This window comes from Ramlibacter sp. P4_H7, assembly GCF_056400765.1.
Genome location: NZ_JBFUKP010000004.1, coordinates 254527 through 274164, shown reverse-complemented (window position 1 = coordinate 274164; position 19638 = coordinate 254527). Strand labels below are relative to the sequence as shown.

The window sequence follows — 19638 nt, the reverse complement described above, 5'->3', positions numbered from 1 at the left end:
AGACGGCAATTTCGGGATAGATTGTCCTGTTCATAGGACGATCCCATGCAAGACCTCAACGACATGCTCTTCTTTGCCGAGGTGGTGGACCGGGGCGGCTTCGCGGCGGCCGGCCGGGTCCTCAACGTCCCCAAATCGAAACTGTCGCGCCGCGTCGCCGACCTCGAAGCACGGCTGGGCGTGCGCCTGCTCCAGCGGACCACGCGCAAGCTGTCCCCGACCCAGGCCGGCGAGATCTACCACCGCTACTGCGTGGCGATGCGCGAGCAGGCCGAGGCGGCCGACGAGGCTGTGGCGCACGTCCAGAGCGAACCGCGCGGCACGGTGCGCGTCACCTGCCCGGTGACGCTGGCGCAGACCACGATCGGCCCGGTGCTGCCCCGCTTCCTGGCGGCGAACCCGCAGGTGCGCATCGACATGCGGGTGAGCAACCGCGTGATCGACCTCGTGCAGGAAGGCGTGGACGTCGCGCTGCGCGTGCGCTCGAACCTGGACGACAGCGGCAGCCTGATCGTCAAGAACCTGGGAGAAACGCGGGGCGTGCTGGTCGCCAGCCCCCAGCTCCTGCAACGCTTCGGCGCGCCGCAGGACATCGAGTCGCTGCGCCACCTGCCCACGGTGGCGATGTCGTCCGCCGACGGCCAGGCGAGCTGGATGCTGGTCGGTCCCAAGAACGCGGAGTTCGAGTTCCACCACCATCCGGTGCTCGCCGCGGACGACCTGATGGTGCTCCGGCACGCGGTGGTGCAGGGGACCGGCATGTGCATCCTGCCCGACTACCTGTGCAGCGAGGAAGTGCGCCGGGGCGAGCTGGTGCCCGTGCTGCGCGGCTGGGCGCCGCGGGTGGCCATGGTGCTGGCGGTGTACCCGTCGCGGCGCGGCATGGTGCCGGCCGTGCGCCGGCTGCTCGATTTCCTGGGCGAGAACGTGGTGGGCGAACGCGTCGTCAGCGCGCCGGGCTGAGCGGGCCGGCGGCGTCGCTGCGCGCCTGGAGCAGCGCGCGCTGGTAGACCTCCAGGTACTCCAGCGCGCTGTCTTCCCATCCGAAGTGACGCGCCATGCCGTTGGCCTGGATGCGGCGCCAGGCCGCGGGCTCGCGCCACAGGCGCTGCGCGCGCTCCAGCGCCTGTTCCAGCCCGGCCGGATCGCAGGCGCTCATGACGAACCCCGTGCCGTGGTCCGGGTCCGCGACCGCGTCGGTCACGGAATCGAGCAGGCCGCCCACTGGCGCGACGATTGGGGGCGTGCCATACGCCTGGCTGTACATCTGGTTGAGGCCGCAGGGCTCGAAGCGCGAGGGCATCAGGAACACATCCGCCCCGGCTTCCACCAGGTGGGCGAGACCTTCGTCGAAGCCGAGCGTCACCGCCACCTGGCGCGGATGCTTCTGCGCCGCGTCCTTCAGCGCCTGCTGCAGTCCCGGGTCCCCCTGGCCCAGCACGACCAGTTGCGCGCCCGCGCTCAGCAACCGCGGCAGCGCCCCCAGCACCAGGTCGATGCCCTTTTGCGGCGTGAGCCGGCTCACCACCGCGAACAGCATCGGCCGGCGGTCCTGCGGCAGCCCCACGCGCTCCTGCAGCGCGGCCTTGCACAAGGCCTTGCCCTCCAGCCGCTCGCGCGTGTAGTGCGAGGGCAGCAAGGGGTCCTTCTCCGGATCCCATTGCCGGGTGTCGATGCCGTTGAGGATGCCGCGCAGCCGCGACGCGCGCGCACGCAGGATGCCGTCGAAGCCGATGCCATGTTCGCGGGTCTGGATCTCGCGGGCGTAGGTGGGACTCACGGTGGTGATCGCGTCGGCGAACTGGATGCCGCCCTTCAGCATCGACAGCTGCCCCCAGAACTCCACGCCGTCCATGCCGCGCCAGGGATGCGGCACGTCCAGCACGTCGGCGCTGGCCATCGGGAACACGCCCTGGAACGCCAGGTTGTGGATGGTGAGCACGCTCGCGGCCGTCGGTTCCTGCGGCGCGACCAGGCGCGACTGGGCGAGGTACAGCGGCGCCAGGCCGCAGGGCCAGTCGTTCGCGTGCACCACGTCCGCGCTCCAGCCCTTCAGCGGCGAATGCACGGTGCCCAGCTGCGCGGCGACGCGCGCCAGCAGCCCGAAGCGCAGCGCGTTGTCGTGGTAGTCGCGCCCGCTCGTGTCCACGTAAGGGCCGCCCGGACGCTGGTAGAGGTGCGGACAGGCCAGCAACAGCAGGGTGACGCCGTTGGGGATCTTCACCGGCACCAGCTGCGCGGCCGGCCAGGGGCCCCAGGGCGGCAGGTCCACGCCGTCGCCGATCTCTCCCGCGACCTTCATGCCGCGGTAGGCGGGCAGCAGCAGGTGCACGTCATGGCCCAGGCCGGCGAGCGTGGCCGGCAGCGCGGCGCTGACGTCGCCCAGCCCGCCCGTTTTCACGTAGGGCGTGCATTCGGGCGTGGCGAACAGGATCTTCATGGAGCGGCCTCCGCTTGCGCCACGAGCACGGCGAAGGGCAGTCCGCCGGCGCCTTCGAACAGCGCCTGCAGGTCGACGGCCGCCTGCTCCTCGTCGCCGGACAGGGCGACCTCTTCGCCGGTGAGCCAGTTGCGCCATCGGCCGAAGCGGCGCAGGCCGCCCTCGGCCGTGCAGCGCAGCGACGTGCCCTGCCACAGGGCCGGCGACCACGCCGCCGGGTCGCCGCCGCAAAGGGTGCAGGTGAGGCGCGCGGTGACCACCAGCACGGCCTCGCGTTCATGGATGCGCGCGAAGGCGACGGCGTGGTCGGCGGCGACGCCTTCCACCGCGACCGGCAGGTAAGCCGCTTCGCGGAACAGCCTGCCGTGTTCGCGGCGCAGTTGCAGCAGCCGCCAGGTGACCAGCTGCTTGATGCGGCCATCGGCGGCGTCGCGGTTCAGCGCGTGCCACTGCTGGGGCATCGGCCAGCCCTGGCGGTACAGCGCCTGCAGGCCTTCCAGCGTGTGGGCGAGCGCGGGGTAGTCGACGGGGCGGCGGTTGTCCGGGTCCACCAGGCTGAAGTTCCACTGCTCGCAGCCCTGGTACAGGTCGGGCACGCCGGGCACCGTGAACTTGAGCACCAGCTGCGCCAGGCTGTTGTGGAAGCCGAAGGGCGCGATGCGGGCCGTGAACTTCTGCAATTCGTCCGCGAAGGGACTCGCGTCCACGCGCAGCACGCCATCCACGTAGCGCTCGACGGCGTCCTCGTAGTCGCTGTCCGGGCAGACCCAGGTGGTCTGCTGCTTGGCTTCGCGGATCGCCTTGCGCATGAAGGCCTGCACCCGCTGGCGCAGGTCCTCGCGTTCCGCGTCGCCGGGCGGCTCCGCGGGCCACAGGCCCACGAGCGTCTGGTACAGCATCCAGAGGTCGTTGTTCTGAGGCCAGGTGGCCTTGGCCGTGCGCGTGAGGTACAGGTGTGCCCATCCGGACAGGCGCAGCAGGCAGTCCTCCCACTGGGCCGGCAGCTCGGACAGCACGTTGATCCGCGCACGCAGGTCCTCGCCGCGCTTGCTGTCGTGCGTGGACGTCGCGAGCAGGCAATGCGGCCGGTGCCGCTGGCGGGTGAGGTTGGCGAAGTGGAAGGCCGAGACCGACACGCCGAAGCTGCGCGGGTCGCCGCCCACCTCGTTGAGCGACAGCAGCGGGATGTAGCGGTAGAAGGCCGTGTCCTCCATCGCCTTGGCCGTCACCGGCGCGGTGAACTGCTGCCAGCGCGCCAGGAAGCGCCGGCGGCCTTCGGCGGGCAGGTTCGCGGCTTCGCCTTCGCCCAGCAGCACCTCGCGCAGGTGCGCGAGCACGGTGGCCTCGGACTTGCCGAGGCGCCGCTCCGCCGCGGTGATCGCCCAGTCGATGTGGCGCCGGTCCATGGCGCTCGCGGACTCGTCGCTGCGCAGGTAGGTGCGGTAGACCGGGAACGCGGCGGCCACCTCGGCCATCGCCCAGCGCAGGCGGTTGCGGGTGAAGTCGCAACGCCGGCGGTTGCCGCGCGTGAGCCGGTGCAGGCTGTGCGCGAGCCAGTTCAGCTCGGAATACAGCGAGGTCTCGATGATCAGCTTCTTGCACTGGTACAGCACTTCGTCGAACTCGGTCACGTCCCCGGTGAAGGCCTGGTAGGCGGCCAGCAGGGCGTTCTCGTTGGCCGGAGCTACGAACAGGCCGTTGACCAGGCTGCCGAAGCGGTAGCCCGTGTCGCCGTGCACCGGCCAGTCCTCCGGCAGTGATTCGTGCTCGGCGAGGATCTTCTCCACCACCAGGTACAGCGCGCGCGGCTGCTGGCCGCCGGCTTCCGCCTGCGCGGCATGGCGCGACTGCAGCTGCACGAAGTAAGCCTGCGGATCGCTCAACCCGTCCGGGTGGTCGATGCGCAGGCCCGAGAGCAGCCCTTCCTGCAGCCACTGCAGCACCTTGCGGTGCGTGGCCGCGAACACCTCGGGCCGCTCCATGCGCAGGCCCGCGAGCGTGTTGACGTCGAAGAAGCGGCGGTAGTTGACGTCGTCGCTGGCCACGCGCCAGTCGGCCAGCCGATAGGCCTGCGCCGCGATCAGCTGCTCCAGCGCACCGAAGCTCGCGGCATCGCCCGGCTGGCCGTTGAGCCGCTGCACGCAGGCTTCGATCCAGCGCGCCAGCCATTCGTTGCGCGCCGCGAGCCGGGCCAGCTGCCGCTTGTACACGGTGGTGTCGCGCACCCGCGCGCGGCGTGCATCCTCGTGCGGGTCGTCGCGCGCGGGCAGGCGGCCCACCGCGTCCAGCAGCGCCGACACCACCGCATGGCTGTCGCCCTCGCTGTCGTCGCGCACCGGCGGCGCCGGCAGGGCGGACAGGATCGCCGGATAGCTGGCGGGGTCGATGGGGAAGCGGTGGTCCCAATAGCGCAGGCCGAACTCGCCCGTGTCCTCGTCGAAGTGCAGCCGGATCTCGCCCGCTTCCAGCACCTTGCCGAAGTGGTCGCCCAGCACCGGCAGCAGGACGCGGCCCGCCATCTCGGGCTGCGCCGGCGCCCACTCGATGTCGAAGGTTTCGGCGTGCGAGGACGCCCGGCCATGTTCCAGCACGTCCAGCCACCACGCGTTGTCGGCTTCCAGCACGCCCATGTGGTTGGGCACGATGTCCAGGATCTGCCCCATGCCGTTGCGGCGCAGCGCCTGGCACAGGCGGGCATGCGCGGCCTCGTCGCCCACCTCCGGGTTCAGCTGGCCGTGGTCGATGATGTCGTAGCCGTGCGTGCTGCCCGGACGCGCGCGCAGGTAGGGCGAGCTGTACAGGTGGCTGACGCCCAGCGCCTTCAGGTACGGCACGGCCCGGGTGACGTCCTCGAAGGTGCAGGCCGCGTGGAACTGCACGCGGTAGGTGCCGCCGGGCACGCTGGCGGTCTCCAGCGCCGGCAGTTCCAGCGGCCCGCCCTCCATGGGCGTGGGGCCGCTGCGTTCCGCGCGCAGCACGGCGGCAAGCGAGCCCCAGCGTGCGTCGCTGCCCAGTCCCTCCACCGTCACCGACAGCTTGCGGCGCCAGTTGGGGAAGCGGTCCTCCGTGGTGCCGGGCACGTTGACCTGCAGCAGCTGGCCGGTGACGTCCTCCAGCTGCACGCCGACCAGCCAGCAGGGCGTGCGCGCCAGCAGGGCGTACACCGCGTCCACCAGGGCCGGCGTCGCATCGGGCAGCGAAGTCGGCTGCACGCTGGCGCCATCGGGCAGCCGGTCCTCGTGCTGAAGCGCCAGCAGCAGGCGCGCGCGGTCCTGCGAGCGGCCGATCACCTGCTGCTCGTGCGCGGAAGGTTCCGGGTACAGCGACAGCTTCGCGGCCAGCTCGATGTCTTCGCCCAGCCAGAAGCCGCGCAGCGTCGGCAGGTCGTGGGTGCTGACCACGGCCAGCGCCTTGGGCTGCCATTGCGCGGGCCGGCGGAAGCCGCCGTCGTCGTCGCGCTCGAACAGCAGCGGCTTGTACGACAGCAGGTTGCGCTCGCGCATGGCCTCGCGCATGCGCGGCGCGACATTGCCCAGGTCCTCGCCGATCACCATGCACTGGTGGCGCTGGCTCTCCAGCGCGAGCACCGCCAGCAGGTCCTCCAGCGGGTACTCCACGTAGGTGCCGCCCTCCGGCCCGGTCCAGAACAGGCGCATCAGTGCCATCACGTGGTCCAGGCGCAGCGCACCGCAGTGGCGCATGTTGGCGCGCAGCGTGTCGATGAAGGGCTGGTAGCGCGCTTCCCGCAGCCGCTGCGGGCTCCAGGGCGGCAGTCCCCAGTCCTGCCCGCCCGGCGCGAGGGGATCCGGCGGCGCGCCGGCATGCATGCCCAGCGCGAACAGTTCATGCTCCACCCAGGTCTCGGCGCCGCCACCGTTGACGCCCACCGCCAGGTCGCAGTACAGGCCGATGCCCATGCCGCGGGTGCGCGCGAAGCGCTGGCACGACTCCAGCTGCACTTCGGCCAGCCACTGCAGCCAGAAGCGGTAGCGGATGTCCGAGGCGTGCGCCTGCCGGAACGCCTGCACTTCGGGCCCTTCGCGGTCGCGGTAGGCCTGCGGCCAGGCCGGCCAGCCCCAGACCTTGGGATCCCGCGCGAACAGGTGGTCCTGCAAGGCTTCGAACAGGGCGTGCGGCCCGATCGTGTGCTCCCGCTCGCGCATGTAGGCCAGGAAGTGCGCGCCGCGCGAGCGGTCCTTGTCCAGCTCGTTGCGCTCGAAGTCGCGCCACAGGATGCGCAGCACCTCCTCCTTCGCGGCGGCCACGCCGTCGTAGTCGACCATCTCGGCTTCGCACAGCGCATGCAGCCGTTCCTGGAACGCCTCGGACTGCAGTTTCTGCACTGCCTCCTCGCAGCCGCTCAGCTCCACCAGCGTCTGCACGTCCAGGTAGATAGGGTTGAGCGCCTTGCGGCTAGACGGGCTGTACGGGCTTGCCGCTTCGGGGCGGTGCGGGAAGAGGGCGTGAAGCGGGCTCAGGCCGATGAAGGAGGCGCCCTGGTGCGCCGCGGCATCGCACAAGCGGCGCAGGTCGCCAAAATCGCCGATGCCCCAGTTGCGCGCCGAGCGCAGCGCGTACAGCTGGATGGTGCAACCCCACCAGCGCTCGCCCTGCTGCAGCGCCGCGGGCACATGGGCCTGGCGCGGCGCGACGATGACCCGGCAGTGTTCGTGCGGCGGCGCGCCGTCCACGCGAAGCCGGTAGTAGCCTGCGGCGAGACCCGCGGGCAGCGCGATCGCGGCCTGCTGGAAGCTGCGCTGGAGCTCGCCGGTGGCGAGTTCCCGGCCACCGTCCTCCGCGGCCAGGTGCCAACCCGCGGGCGCCGCGTCATGACTGGTCCAGCGCACCAGCGCTTCGTGGCCTTCCGTCACCACCTGCACGGGCGGCAGGCCCAGGTACTGGGGCTTCGGTTCGCGGCCATCGCCGCGCATCGCGTCCACGGCCCGCTGCAGCACCTTCTCGGACACGGTCTCTTCCTTGCCCCAGAAGCCGTGGTAGCGGTCGGCCACGCCCAACCGGCGGGCCTGCTCCGCCAGGGAGATGGGGGCGTGGTCGGCGGGCGCGTTCATGGTCGGGCGGCGCTCACAGCGTGATCTCCTCGCCGAGCGTCCAGCGCGCACTGTAGGCCGGCCAGGTGCCGCCCGGCGTGCCTTCGGGCCGGCGATGGCTGAACACCGGTTCGGCTTCCACCGGGCCCGGGTGCTGGGGCTCGACCAGAACCGCCTCGGCGCCGAGATTGAGCTCCAGGCCCAGCATCCGGCCGTCCTCGTAGCGCCATTGCACCGCCAGGGCGTGCGGGCCGACGCGCTGCGCCGAGTGCCGGCCGGTGAGCAGCAGGGGCTGGCGTGGCGTGATCCAGCGGCGGCGCGCGGCCAGCGCGGCGCGCACCTGGTCACGCCAGGCCAGGCCGTCCGCCGCTCGCGCGGCAGCCGGTTCGGGCCGGCTCGCCGCAAAGGTGGTTTCGCTGCACGGGTCGGGCAGGTCGTTGCCGGGGCCGTGGCCGAACTCGCGCTGCCGCCCTGCGCGCACGGCATCGCGCAGATCGCCCTGCCAGTCGGCGAAATACAGGAAGGGCTCGCGCGCGCCCCATTCCTCGCCGAAGAACAGCATGGGGATCGCCGGCGTGAGCAGGGCCAGCAGGGTCGGCAGCATGGCGGCCGCTTCCGGCACCAGCGCCCGCAAGCGTTCGCCGCGGGCGCGATTGCCCACCTGGTCGTGGTTGTGCGCGAAGTTGACCAGCGTCGACAGCGCCTGCGGCGGAGCGGGGGCCACCACCTTGCGGGCGCCGCCCTCCCTGCGTTCGGCGCCTTCGAACACCATGCCGTGCGTGAAGGCACGCGCCAGCAGGTCCATCGGCGAATCGCCGTAGTCGTGGTAATAGCGGTGCGTCTCGCCCGTCAGCACCACGTGCAGGACGTGATGGAAGTCGTCGTTCCACTGGGCGTCGAAACGGCCCGGCTTCGGCGCGACGGCGAGCAACCGGTGGTCGTTGTCCTCGTTCTCGAGCACCAGGTGAACGTGGCGCCCGGCGCTGGCGGCGCGCACGCGCTGCGAGAGTTCCTCCAGCAGGTGCACGGCGCCGTCGTCCTGGATTGCATGCACCGCGTCGAGGCGCAGGCCGTCGAAGCGGTACTCCTGCACCCAGTACAGGGCGTTCTGCAGGAAGAATTCGCGCACGAGGCGACTGTCCGGCCCGTCGAAGTTCAGCGCCGGACCCCAGGGGCTGTCGTGCGTCTGCGAGAAGAAGCCCGGCGCATAGGCATGGAGGTAGTTGCCGTCGGGCCCGAAGTGGTTGTAGACCACGTCGAGGAAGACCATCAAACCCAGCCGGTGGGCCTGTTGCACGAAGCGCTTGAGGTCCTCGGGCGTGCCGTAGGCATCGTGCGGAGCGAAGGGCAGCACGCCGTCATAGCCCCAGCCGAAGCGGCCGGGGAAGTCGGCGACCGGCATCAGCTCCACCGCGGTGATGCCGGTGTCCGCGAGTTCCTGCAGGCGCGCGGCCGCCGCGGCAAAGGTGCCTTCGCGCGTGAAGCAGCCGACGTGCAGTTCGTACAGGACCACCTCGTTCCAGGGCCGGCCGTGCCAGTCCTCGTCCCAGGCGAAGGCACCGGGGTCGACGACCCGGCTCGGCCCGTGCGGCCCTTCCGGGTTGTGGCGCGAGGCGGGATCGGGCACCCGAAGCGCGCCGTCGATGCGCCAGCGGTACAGGCTGCCCACGCCCGCCTGCGGCACGGTGCATTCCCACCAGCCGTCAGCGTCGCGCTGCGCGCCGTGCAGTTCGGGTTCGCCGATGGCCTGCTCCAGGGCGACTTCCGCCTGGCGCGCCGCGGGCGCCCACAGGCGGAAGCGCACGCCGCCGCCCTCGCGCAGGCGTGCGCCGAAGGGCATGTCGTGAAGATGCCGCGCGCTCATTCCCCCGGCTCCTGCGTCAGCAGCGCCATGGAACGCGCCAGCAGCTGCAGCTTGGCCGGCGACCCGAAGCTGCGTGCCCCCGCCTCTTCGAAGTGGCCTTCGGCGGTGTAGATGCGCAGCGCCCATTCCCCCGTGTGGCCGGCCACGACGGGCAGCGTGAAGGTGGCGTCTTCGGCCGTGGCGTTGAACACCAGCAGCACCGAGCGGTTGCGCGTACCTTCCTCGTTCGCGGGCGCAAAGCGGGCGTCGAGCACCGCCGCCACGCAGCGCACGGCGGGGTTGCGCCATTCCTCCGAGGTCATTTCCAGGCCCCAGACGCTGTACCAGACGATGTCGCGCCGGCTGTCCTCGTCGGGCTGGCCGGTCAGCCAGGCATCGCGCCGCAGCACGGGCAGTTCCCGCCGCAGCCGCAGCAGGGCCTGCGTGAAGGGCAGCAGCGGGTCGCCTCGCCTCGCGTCCGACCAGTCGAACCAGCTGACCGCGTTGTCCTGGCAGTAGGCGTTGTTGTTGCCGCCCTGCGTGCGGCTCATCTCGTCGCCGCCCAGCAGCAAGGGCACGCCGCGCGAGCAGAAGAGGGTGGTGAGGAAGTTGCGCTTCTGGCGTTCACGCAGGGCGAGGACCGCCGGGTCCTCGGTCGCGCCCTCGACGCCGCAGTTCCAGCTGCGGTTGTGGCTCTCGCCATCGCGGTTGTCCTCGGCGTTGGCCTCGTTGTGCTTGTCGTTGAAGCTCACCAGGTCGTTGAGCGTGAAGCCGTCGTGCACGGTCACCAGGTTGACGCTGGCGCGCGGGCCGCGCCGCGACGGCCCGAAGATGTCATGCGAGCCGCACAGCGCCGCCGCGAAGTCGCCGAGGCTGCCCTCGATGCCGCGCCAGTAGTCGCGCACGCGGTCGCGGTACTGGCCGTTCCATTCGCTCCAGCCCTGGGGGAAGCCGCCCAGCTGGTAGCCGTGGTCGCCCAGGTCCCAGGGCTCGGCGATCAGCTTCGCGCGCCGCAGCACCGGGTCCTGCGCCACCGCGGACAGGAATGGCCCGCGATGGTCGAAGGCGCCCTGGCCGTTGCGCGTGACCGCGGGCGCCAGGTCGAAGCGGAAGCCGTCGACGTGCATCTCCTCCACCCAGTAGCGCAGGCTGTCCATCACCAGGCGCAGCATCGCCGGGTGGCTGGCATTGAGCGTGTTGCCGGTGCCGGTGAAATCCAGGTAGTGCCGGTGGTCCTCGGTCAGCCGGTAGTAGCTGCGGTTGTCGATGCCCTTGAAGCACAGCGTGGGGCCGAGGTGGTTGCCCTCGCAGCTGTGGTTGTAGACCACGTCGAGGATTACCTCCAGGCCCGCCGCGTGCAGCGTCTTCACCATCTGCCGGAACTCGTTGACGTCGCCGTGGGCGAGGTAGCGCGCGTCGGGCGCGAAGAAGCCGATGCTGTTGTAGCCCCAGTAGTTGGCCAGGCCCAGGTCGACCAGGCGGCGTTCGTCGTTGAAGGCGTGCACCGGCAGCAGTTCCACCGCCGTGACGCCCAGCGCCTTCAGGTGCGCGATGGCCGGCTCGCTGGCCAGGCCGAGGAAGGTGCCGCGCAGAAGCTCCGGCACCTCGGGCATCTGCCGGGTGAAGCCGCGCACGTGCACCTCGTAGAACACGCTCTGCTCCATCGGCGTGGCCAGATGCCGGTCGCCCTGCCAGTCGAAGTGCGGGTCCACGACGACGCACTTGGCGGCCTGGGCGGCGTTGTCCTGCGGATCGACCTGCAGGTCGCGCCGGTCCTGGCCGAGGGGGTAGGCGTATTGCCAGGGCGCGCCGCGCAGCGGCCGGTCCAGCGCTTTCGCGTACGGGTCCAGCAGCAGCTTGTTCCCGTTGCAGCGCCAGCCCTGCAGCGGATCGTAGGGGCCGTGCACGCGCAGGCCGTAGCGGGTGCCGGGGCCGATGCCCGGCACGAAGCCATGCCAGATGTCGTCGGTGCGGGCGGACAGCGGGATGCGCCGCTCCGGGTCCGTCCCGCCGGCGCCGAACAGGCAGAGCTCGACGCGCTCGGCGCCGCTGGCGAAGACGGCGAAGTTCACGCCGCCCTCGCGCGGCGTCGCCCCCAGGGGCCAGGCGTTGCCGGGAAGGCAGCCCGCCGGACCGGCCGCCGCCGGTTGGATGCTGATGCGGTGCGGGAGGGGATCGTCGACGGCTTGCGCCGTCATGCGTGGACCTCCATGCGCGGCGCCATCCCGCCGCTGCGCGCGGGTTGCTCGATGGGGGCGCGCAGGGGCGAGGCGGGACGTGCCGGGAAGGCGCCCGCGGGCACCACCACGATGCCCGAAGGCGTCACGTGGAAGCGCCTGCTGTCCTGCTCCAGGTCGAAGCCGATGCGCTCGTCCGGCGGGATGTCGTTGTCCTGGTCGATGATCGCGCGCCGCACCTGCGCACCGCGGCCGATTCGCGAACGCTCCATGACGATGCAGTGCTCCAGCCGCGCGCCCCGCTCCACCTGCACCGAGCGGCGCAGCATCGCGTGGTCGAGGGTCGCGCCGTCGACGATGCTGCCCGAGCCCACCACGGAGCGGTTGATCACGCCGTTTTCGATCTGCGCGGACTCGGCCTGGTCCGGGCTGGCATAGATCGGCCACTGGCGGTTGGTCATGCGGAATCGCGGCTGCGCGCCCAGGGTGTCGAAGTGCGCATGGTAGTAGGCATCGATGGTGCCCACGTCGCGCCAGTAGGCGTGCTCCTCGTAGGGCTCGGTGCCGGGGATCTCGTTGGTGGCGAAGTCGTAGGCCACCAGCTTGTGCGTCTTCACCATGGACGGCAGGATGTGCTTGCCGAAGTCGGTCTCGCCGTCGTCGTGCATGCGTTTGAGCTGGCGCAGCAGCACGTCGGTGTTGAAGACGTAGTTGCCCATGGACGCGAGCGCATGGGTCCGGCTGCCCGGCATCGGCCGCGCCACCTTCGGTTTCTCCCGGAAATCGACGATGCGGTGGCTGTCGTCCACGTCCACGATGCCGAACTGGTCGCACTCGCCCAGCGCCACCGGCAGCGTCGCCACCGTCGCGTGCGCGTTGGCCTTCACGTGGCAGTCGATCATCTGCCGCACGTCCATGCGGTAGATGTGGTCGGCACCGAACACCGCGACGACGTCCGGCTGCATGCTCTCGATCAGGTGGATGTTCTGGTAGACCGCGTCGGCCGTGCCCTGGAACCAGGCCGGGCCGTGCTGCATCTGCGGCGGAACGACGGTGATGAAGTGCTGCGGGATGAAGCGCGCCATGGTCCAGGACTGCCGCACGTGCTCGATCAGCGCCTGCGACTTGTACTGCACCAGCAGGTAGATCGAATAGATCTCCGAGTTCACCAGGTTGGACAGCACGAAATCGACGATGCGGTGCTTGCCGTTGAAGGGAACCGCCGGCTTGCATCGGTTGGCGGTCAATGGGTGCAGGCGCGAGCCTTCCCCGCCGGCCATCACGAAGGCCAGGACGTTTCTAGTGGCGGGCATGGACATCTCCGGGGGTCGGGGCCATCGTTGGGAGGGGTCGATTGGACAGGACGACGGTGCCCAGCGGCGGCACCGTGACGAGGGCGCTGGCCGGCCAGCCGCCCAGCGGATGGGCCGTGGCCTGCACGCGCCCGAGGTTGCCGACGCCGCTGCCGCCGTAGAAGGGGGCGTCGCTGTTGAGGAGCTCGTGCCAGGTGCCCGCCTCGGGCATCGCGACGCGCAGCGCGGTGCGGGGTTCCGGGGTCATGTTGCACAGGGCGACCACCAGGGCATCGTCCGGGCCGCCGCGCCGCAGGAAGGTGAGGATCGTGGGCTCGTGGCCCTCGCACGGCAGCCAGCTGAAGCCCTGGCTGTCGAAGTCGTGCAGGTGCAGCGCCGGCGTGTTGCGGTAGGCGGCATTGAGGTCGGACACCCAGCGCGCCAGCCCCGCGTGGTAGGGCCGGGCCCACAAGTGCCAGTCCAGCGTGCGTTCGTGGTGCCATTCCTCGGGCTGACCGAACTCGCCGCCCATGAACAGCAGCTTCTTGCCGGGATGCGCCCACATCAGGCCGAACAGGTTGCGCAGGCCGGCGAAGCGCTGCCACTCGTCGCCGGGCTGGCGCGCCAGCAGGCTGCCCTTGCCGTACACCACCTCGTCGTGCGACAGCGGCAGGATGAAGTTCTCGTGGAACGCGTAGACGGCGGAAAAACGGATGTCGTCGCCATGCCAGCGCCGGTAGAAGTGCGGCCGCGACACGTAGCGCAGCGTGTCGTTCATCCAGCCCATGTTCCACTTCATGCCGAAGCCCAGGCCGCCCCAGTCGACCGGTCGCGAGACCGCGGGCCAGGCGGTGGACTCCTCCGCGATCATGTGCACGTCCGGGAACTGTCCGTACACGGAGGTGTTGAGGTCCTGCAGGAAGGCCACCGCCTCGTGGTTCTGGTTGCCGCCGTGCGCGTTGGGAATCCATTCGCCGTGGCGCCGGCCGTAGTCCAGGTACAGCATGGAGGCGACCGCGTCCACGCGCAGGCCGTCGAAGTGGTACTTCTCCAGCCAGAAGATCGCGTTGCTGATCAGGAAGTCCCGGACCTCGTAGCGCCCGTAGTTGAAGATCAGGCTGTTCCACTCGGGGTGGAAGCCCAGGCGCGGGTCCTCGTGTTCGTACAGGTGCGTGCCGTCGAAGCGCGCGAGCGCATGTGGGTCGGCCGGGAAGTGCGAGGGCACCCAGTCCAGGAAGACGCCGATGCCCTGCTGGTGCAGAGTGTCGACGAAGACCATCAGGTCCTGCGGGGTGCCGTAGCGCGAGCACGCGGCGTAGTAGCCGGTGGTCTGGTAGCCCCAGGAGCCGTAGAACGGGTGCTCGGTGATCGGCATCAGCTCCACGTGCGTGAAGCCCAGGTTGTGGCAATGCACGGCCAGGCGTTGCGCAATGTCGCGGTAATTGAGGAAGCGCCCGTCCTCCTCGCGCTGCCAGGACCCCAGGTGCACTTCGTAGATGGAGATCGGCGATCGGTGCGACTGGCGCTGCGCGCGGCTGCGCATCCACTCGGCGTCGCCCCATTCGTGCGCCAGGTCCCAGATCTGCGAGGCGGTGCCCGGCGGATGTTCCATGCGGAAGGCATAGGGGTCCGCCTTGTCCATCCAGTGGCCCCAGGCGTCCTGGATGCGGTACTTGTAGCAATGGCCCGGGCGCGCGCCCTGGACGACGCCGCTCCAGCGTCCAGTGCCGTCGTCCTGCCGCTCCAGCGGATCGCACTGCCAATGGTTGAAGGTGCCGATGACGCCGACCGCGCGCGCATTCGGCGCCCACACGGTGAACCGGGTTCCGCCTTCCACCGCGTGCGCCCCCATGACTTCGAACTGGCGGTGGTGGTGGTGGCTGGCGCGGCGCATTTCCGGCGTCTCCGCCCGCGGTTGCACCGGCGCGCTCTTCTCCTCGTCGGTCAATTTGGGCTTCATGGCCTGCGTCGTTGTCAGCCGGCCATTGTGGCGGCGCGCCGCCGAGGCATGTGAAGGAAGCGCAGATCAAGCGGCGTAGGTGCGAACCTACAGTCGCACAGGACTCCGGCGTTCAGGAATGCGTAGTCGCCGCACCGACGCCGGGCTGGCGCAAAGGCAGCGCTATACGCCCAGGAACTGGTCGAGCCGGTGGGGCTGCGACCGCAGCTCGTCCGAACTGCCTTCGAACACCACTTCGCCCTTGACCAGGATGACGTTGCGGTCGGTGACTTGCGTCACCTGCTTCCACGCCTTGTCGACGATGACGCTCGAGATGCCGCTCTCGCGGATCAGCCCGCAGATGCGCCAGATCTCGCGCGCGATCAGCGGCGCGAGGCCTTCCGTGGCCTCGTCGAGGATGAGCACGTCGGGATTGGTCATCAGCGCACGGCCGATCGTCAGCATCTGCTGCTCGCCGCCCGACAGCTGCTGGCCGCCGTGGGCCAGGCGTTCCTGCAGGCGGGGAAATGTGTCGAGCACCCGCTCGAACGTCCAGTCGCGCTGGCCGGCCGTACCGGGGCGCGCGGCCATCACCAGGTTTTCCTTGACGCTCAGGTTGCCGAAGATGCCGCGGCCCTCGGGCACATAGGCGATGCCGAGCTGGGCGACCTCGTACGAGGGCCGGCCCACCATGTCGCGGCCCTTCACCTCGACAGTCCCCTCGCGCGGCTTGACCAGGCCCATCAGGCTCTTGAGCAGCGTGCTCTTGCCCATGCCGTTGCGGCCCATCAGGCCGATGGTCTCGCCGCGGTCCACATGGAAGTCCACGCCGCGCAGGATGTGGCTCGCGCCGTAGTACGTGTGCAGACCGCGCGCCGCGATGAGGCGCTCAGCCATGGTCTTCTCCCAGGTAGGCCGACTGCACGTTGGCATCGGCGCGCACCTGCGCCGGCGTGCCGGTGGCGATCACCTGGCCGTTGACCATCACGGTGAGGTGGTCCGCCAGCGTGAACACCGCGTCCATGTCGTGCTCCACCAGCATCATCGCGTGCGCGTCCTTCAGGCGCAGCAGCAGTTGGACCATGCGCTCGGCCTCGGCGGTGCCCATGCCGGCGAGCGGCTCGTCCAGCAGCAGCACCTGGGGGTCGGTGGCGAGGGTCATCGCGATTTCGAGCTGGCGCTGCTCGCCGTGGCTGGCGGCGCCGGCGACGTGGTCGCGGCGGGCCTGCAGGCCGGCGAGTTCCAGCGCGCGCTCGGCGCGTTCATTGGCCGGCGCGACGGCCGATGCCTGTCGCAGCCAGCCCGCCGCATGCGGCGTGCGCGACTGCGCGGCCAGCCGGATGTTCTCCCACACGGTGAAGGGCCGGAAGATGTTCGTCTTCTGGTAGCTGCGGCCCAGGCCCGCGCGCGAGATGCGCTCCGGGTTCCAGCCGGTGACGTCGCGGCCCGCCAGCGTGACCTCGCCCGCCGTGGGCACGAGGTCGCCGGAGAGCAGGTTGGTCAGCGTCGACTTGCCGGCGCCGTTGGGGCCGATCACCGCGTGGATGCGGCCGCGCCAGAGCTCCAGCGTCACGTCGTTGACGGCGGCCAGGCCGCCGAAGCGCTTGGTGAGCTTGCGCGCGGACAGCAGGACGTCAGGCATCCGGCTTCTCCTTGCGCCGCAGCACGCGCTCCAGCAGGCCCAGCAGGCCGCGCGGCGCGAACACCACCACCAGCACCATGAACAGGCCGATCCACAGCTGCCAGTGCTTGCCGGTGTCGAAGCGGCCGATGGCGGGCAGGTCCTTGAAGGCGTGCAGCAGGTATTCGAAGGCGAAGGCCCCGACGATTGCGCCCGCGAAGTTGCCCATGCCGCCGAGGATGACCATCATGATGGCGTGCGCGCTCATGTGGAACCCCATGAGTTCCGGGTTCACGTAGCCGGTCTGTGCGCCCCACAGGTAGCCGGCCAGGCCGGCCAGCCCGCCGGCGAGCGTGAAGGCCGCGAGCTTGTAGCCGAAAGTGCCGAAGCCCATCGCGCGCATGCGGTGCTCGTTGACGCGGATGCCGGCCAGCGCGCGACCGAAAGGGCTGAACAGCAGGCGCCGCAGGAAGGCGTACACCAGCACCAGCATCGCCAGCGTGAAGTAGTAGAAGACCCGCTTGTTCTCCAGGTCGAACACGCCGGCCGACGGCTTGAAGTTGATGTAGATGCCGTCCGAGCCGCCCAGCGCCTTGTTGTCGAAGAACAGGAAGAACACCATCTGCGCGAACGCCATGGTGACCATGATGAAGTAGATGCCGTGGGTGCGGACCACGAAAAAGCCGATCACCAGGGCGCCGAGCGCCGAGGCGGCCACCGCCGCGGGCAGCGTCCACCACAGGCTCACCGCCTCGCCCTGCGGCGTCAGGAAGGCGAGCGCATAGCCGGCCAGGCCGAAGTAGGCCGCGTGCCCGAGCGAAACCAGGCCGGTGACGCCCTGCAGCAGGTCCAGGCTCATCGCGAAGATCGCCAGGATCATCATGCGCGCGGCCATCTGCGCGTAGAACTCGGTGGCCACGAAGGGGAAGGCGAGCAGGGCGACGATGCCCAGCGCCAGCGCGACCTGCAGGCCGCGCGGAAGCCGCTCCAGATGGACCGAGGTGGCGCTCATGGGGCGACCTTGCCCAGGCGGGTCGCGCTCATTGCTTGAACAGCCCTTCCGGCTTCCACAGCAGCACCGCCGCCATCAGCATGTACACGAGCATGCCGGCCACCTGCGGCAGCAGCACCTTGCCGAAGGTGTCCACCAGGCCCACCAGCAGCGCCGAAATGAGTGCACCGCGCACCGACCCGATGCCGCCGATCACCACCACCACGAAGCACATGATCAGCACCTGCGAGCCCATGTTGGGGTACACGCTGGAGATGGGCGACGCGATCATGCCGGCGATGGTGGCCAGTCCCACGCCCAGCGCGAACACCACCGCGTGGATCAACTTGACGTTGACGCCCAGTGCCTCGGTCATCTCGTGGTTGAAGGCGCCGGCGCGGATCTTCATGCCCAGGCGCGTCTTCGAGATCAGCAGGTACAGGCCGATCGCCAGCGCGATGCACAGCCCCGACATGAACAGGCGATAGACCGGGTACGACAGGTTGTCCGTGAGCGGGATGGACGCCGACAGCACCTGCGGGATGGGCACGCCATGCACGTCGTCGCCCCACAGGATGGAGCGCATCTCCTCGAAGATGTAGATCAGGCCGAAGGTCAGGAGCACCTGGTCCAGGTGATCGCGGTGGTAGAAGTGGCGGAACAGCACCTTCTCCAGCACCAGCCCGAACAGCACCGACAGCACGGTGCCCAGCACGATGGCCAGCGCCAGGCTGCCGGTCTTGGCCGCCAGCGACCAGGCAAGGTAGGCGCCCAGCATGTAGAAGCTGCCGTGCGCGAGGTTGACCACGCCCATGATCCCGAAGATCAGCGTCAGGCCGGCGGCGAGCATGAACAGCAGCAGTCCGTACTGCACGCTGTTGAGGAGCTGGATCAGGAAGTTGGCGAAGTCCATGGAGTCCGGGGCAGGCAAGCAGCTGTCGTGCCGGCTTGCACCCGGCATCCCTCACGACGTGCCCCGATCGGTGCCGGGCGGGCCCGGCACGACAGGTCGCTCACCACTGCAGCGCGATCAGCCCAGCTTGCAGCCCGCGCCCGAATCCTCCAGCGCCTTGGCCGCGATGCCGATCACCTTGTTGTCCTTGTTCTCGACACGGCGCAGGTAGATGTCCTGGATCGGATTGTGGGCCTTGCTCATGCTCCACTTGCCGCGCGGGCTGTCGATCACCTGCGTCTCCAGCGCCTTGTACAGCGCCTGCTTGTTGCCCATGTCGCCCTTGACGGCGGCCAGGCCCTGCGCCAGCAGCAGGCCGGTGTCGTAACCCTGCACCGCATATACGTCCGGCTGCATCTTGAAGCCCGAGGCATAGGCCGTGCGGAACTGCTTGTTGCGCGGCGTGTCGAGCGAGTCCGCGTAGTGCATCGTGGTCATGATGCCTTCGGCGGCCGGGCCGGCGGCGTCCAGCACGCCCTCGGTCAGGAAGCCGGAGCCCCACAGCGGGATCTTGTCCTTCAGGCCCGCGGCGGCGTAGTCGCGGATGAACTTGGCGGCGCCGCCGCCGGCGAAGAAGCAGGCCACCGCGTCGGGCCGCAGCGAGGCGATCTCGGTGAGCAGCGCCTGGAATTCGACGTTGGGGAAGGGCAGGCCCAGTTCCTTGACGATGGTGCCGCCGGCCTTGGTGTAGCTGTCCCTGAAGCCCTCGAAGGCCTCGTCGCCCGCGGCGTACTTCCACGTGATCCACACCGTGCGCTTCAGGCCCTTGTCCATCATGGGCTTGCCCAGCGCCAGCGTCGGCTGGCTGTTGGTGAAGGACGTGCGGAACACGTTGGGCGCGCACAGCCCGCGCGTGGCCGCGTGCACGCCGGCGTTGGGGATCAGGTTGAGCACACCCGACTCGCGCGCAACGCGCTGGATGCCCATCTGCACGCCGGAGTGCACCGTGCCGATCAGCACGTCGACCTTGTCGCGCTGCACCAGCCGGTTGGCGTTCTCCACGCCCTTGGACGGCTCGGATTCGTCGTCCACCTTGAACCACTCGATCTCGCGCCCGCCCAGCTTGCCGCCCTTTTCGCTGATCGCCATGCGCACGCCGTTCTCGATCGCCACGCCGAGCTGCGCGAACGTGCCCGTGTAGGGCAGCATGAAGCCGACGCGGATCTTGCTGGACTGGGCGCGCACGATCTCGGGCAGCAGCAACCCGGTGGACGCCGCGCCGATGAGGGCGGCGCCGCGGGAGAGGACGAGACGGCGGTGGGTCATGGATGCTCCTTCGTTGGGTCGGCCGCGGCTGTTCGCGCGGCCGGGTCTTTTGATCGTTGAGGCCTGAAG

At 70.1% G+C, this 19638-nt stretch carries 12 protein-coding genes; 1 reads left to right on the top strand and 11 read right to left on the bottom strand.

Annotated elements, in window-relative coordinates:
- Positions 1–45 precede the first annotated feature (45 nt).
- Positions 46–963, top strand: coding sequence for a LysR substrate-binding domain-containing protein (locus AC1DSA_RS08210; protein WP_477887895.1), 918 nt, complete (start codon positions 46–48; stop codon positions 961–963).
- On the opposite strand, the gene glgA is transcribed toward AC1DSA_RS08210, so the two are convergent.
- From glgA to AC1DSA_RS08155, 11 genes are all read right to left on the bottom strand, one after another.
- Positions 947–2440, bottom strand: a complete 1494-nt coding sequence (gene glgA, locus AC1DSA_RS08205) for a glycogen synthase GlgA (RefSeq protein ID WP_477887893.1) — start codon at positions 2438–2440, stop codon at positions 947–949. The two genes, AC1DSA_RS08210 and glgA, sit on opposite strands and share 17 nt — an antisense overlap.
- The gene (locus AC1DSA_RS08200; RefSeq protein ID WP_477887891.1) at positions 2437–7509 is read right to left on the bottom strand and encodes a malto-oligosyltrehalose synthase; all 5073 of its coding nucleotides are present in this window, start codon (positions 7507–7509) and stop codon (positions 2437–2439) included. The genes glgA and AC1DSA_RS08200 overlap by 4 nt, the downstream gene beginning before the upstream one ends.
- Before the next feature lie 13 nt (positions 7510–7522).
- Positions 7523–9352: a malto-oligosyltrehalose trehalohydrolase gene (treZ, locus tag AC1DSA_RS08195; RefSeq protein WP_477887889.1), complete on the bottom strand. Its 1830-nt coding sequence runs from the start codon at positions 9350–9352 to the stop codon at positions 7523–7525.
- Positions 9349–11529 (bottom strand): glycogen debranching protein GlgX, encoded by a 2181-nt coding sequence (glgX, locus tag AC1DSA_RS08190; protein WP_477887887.1) that lies wholly within the window; start codon positions 11527–11529, stop codon positions 9349–9351. The genes treZ and glgX overlap by 4 nt, the downstream gene beginning before the upstream one ends.
- Complete coding sequence (locus tag AC1DSA_RS08185) at positions 11526–12821, bottom strand: glucose-1-phosphate adenylyltransferase (protein WP_477887885.1); 1296 nt, start codon at positions 12819–12821, stop codon at positions 11526–11528. The genes glgX and AC1DSA_RS08185 overlap by 4 nt, the downstream gene beginning before the upstream one ends.
- Positions 12808–14760, bottom strand: coding sequence for a 1,4-alpha-glucan branching protein GlgB (gene glgB / locus AC1DSA_RS08180; protein ID WP_477887883.1), 1953 nt, complete (start codon positions 14758–14760; stop codon positions 12808–12810). Before glgB ends, AC1DSA_RS08185 begins: the two co-directional genes overlap by 14 nt.
- A 162-nt stretch (positions 14761–14922) precedes the next feature.
- A complete protein-coding gene (locus AC1DSA_RS08175) occupies positions 14923–15636 on the bottom strand; it encodes an ABC transporter ATP-binding protein (RefSeq protein ID WP_477887882.1) in 714 nt (237 codons plus the stop codon).
- Entirely contained in the window at positions 15629–16381 is a 753-nt protein-coding gene (locus AC1DSA_RS08170) for an ABC transporter ATP-binding protein (RefSeq protein WP_477887880.1), read from the bottom strand. Before AC1DSA_RS08170 ends, AC1DSA_RS08175 begins: the two co-directional genes overlap by 8 nt.
- On the bottom strand, positions 16374–17372 hold the full coding sequence (locus AC1DSA_RS08165) for a branched-chain amino acid ABC transporter permease (protein ID WP_477887878.1): 999 nt from the start codon (positions 17370–17372) through the stop codon (positions 16374–16376). The genes AC1DSA_RS08170 and AC1DSA_RS08165 overlap by 8 nt, the downstream gene beginning before the upstream one ends.
- 28 nt (positions 17373–17400) lie before the next feature.
- On the bottom strand, positions 17401–18264 hold the full coding sequence (locus tag AC1DSA_RS08160) for a branched-chain amino acid ABC transporter permease (protein ID WP_477887876.1): 864 nt from the start codon (positions 18262–18264) through the stop codon (positions 17401–17403).
- Between the two features lie 117 nt (positions 18265–18381).
- Positions 18382–19569, bottom strand: coding sequence for an ABC transporter substrate-binding protein (locus AC1DSA_RS08155; protein ID WP_477887874.1), 1188 nt, complete (start codon positions 19567–19569; stop codon positions 18382–18384).
- Positions 19570–19638: the final 69 nt, after the last annotated feature.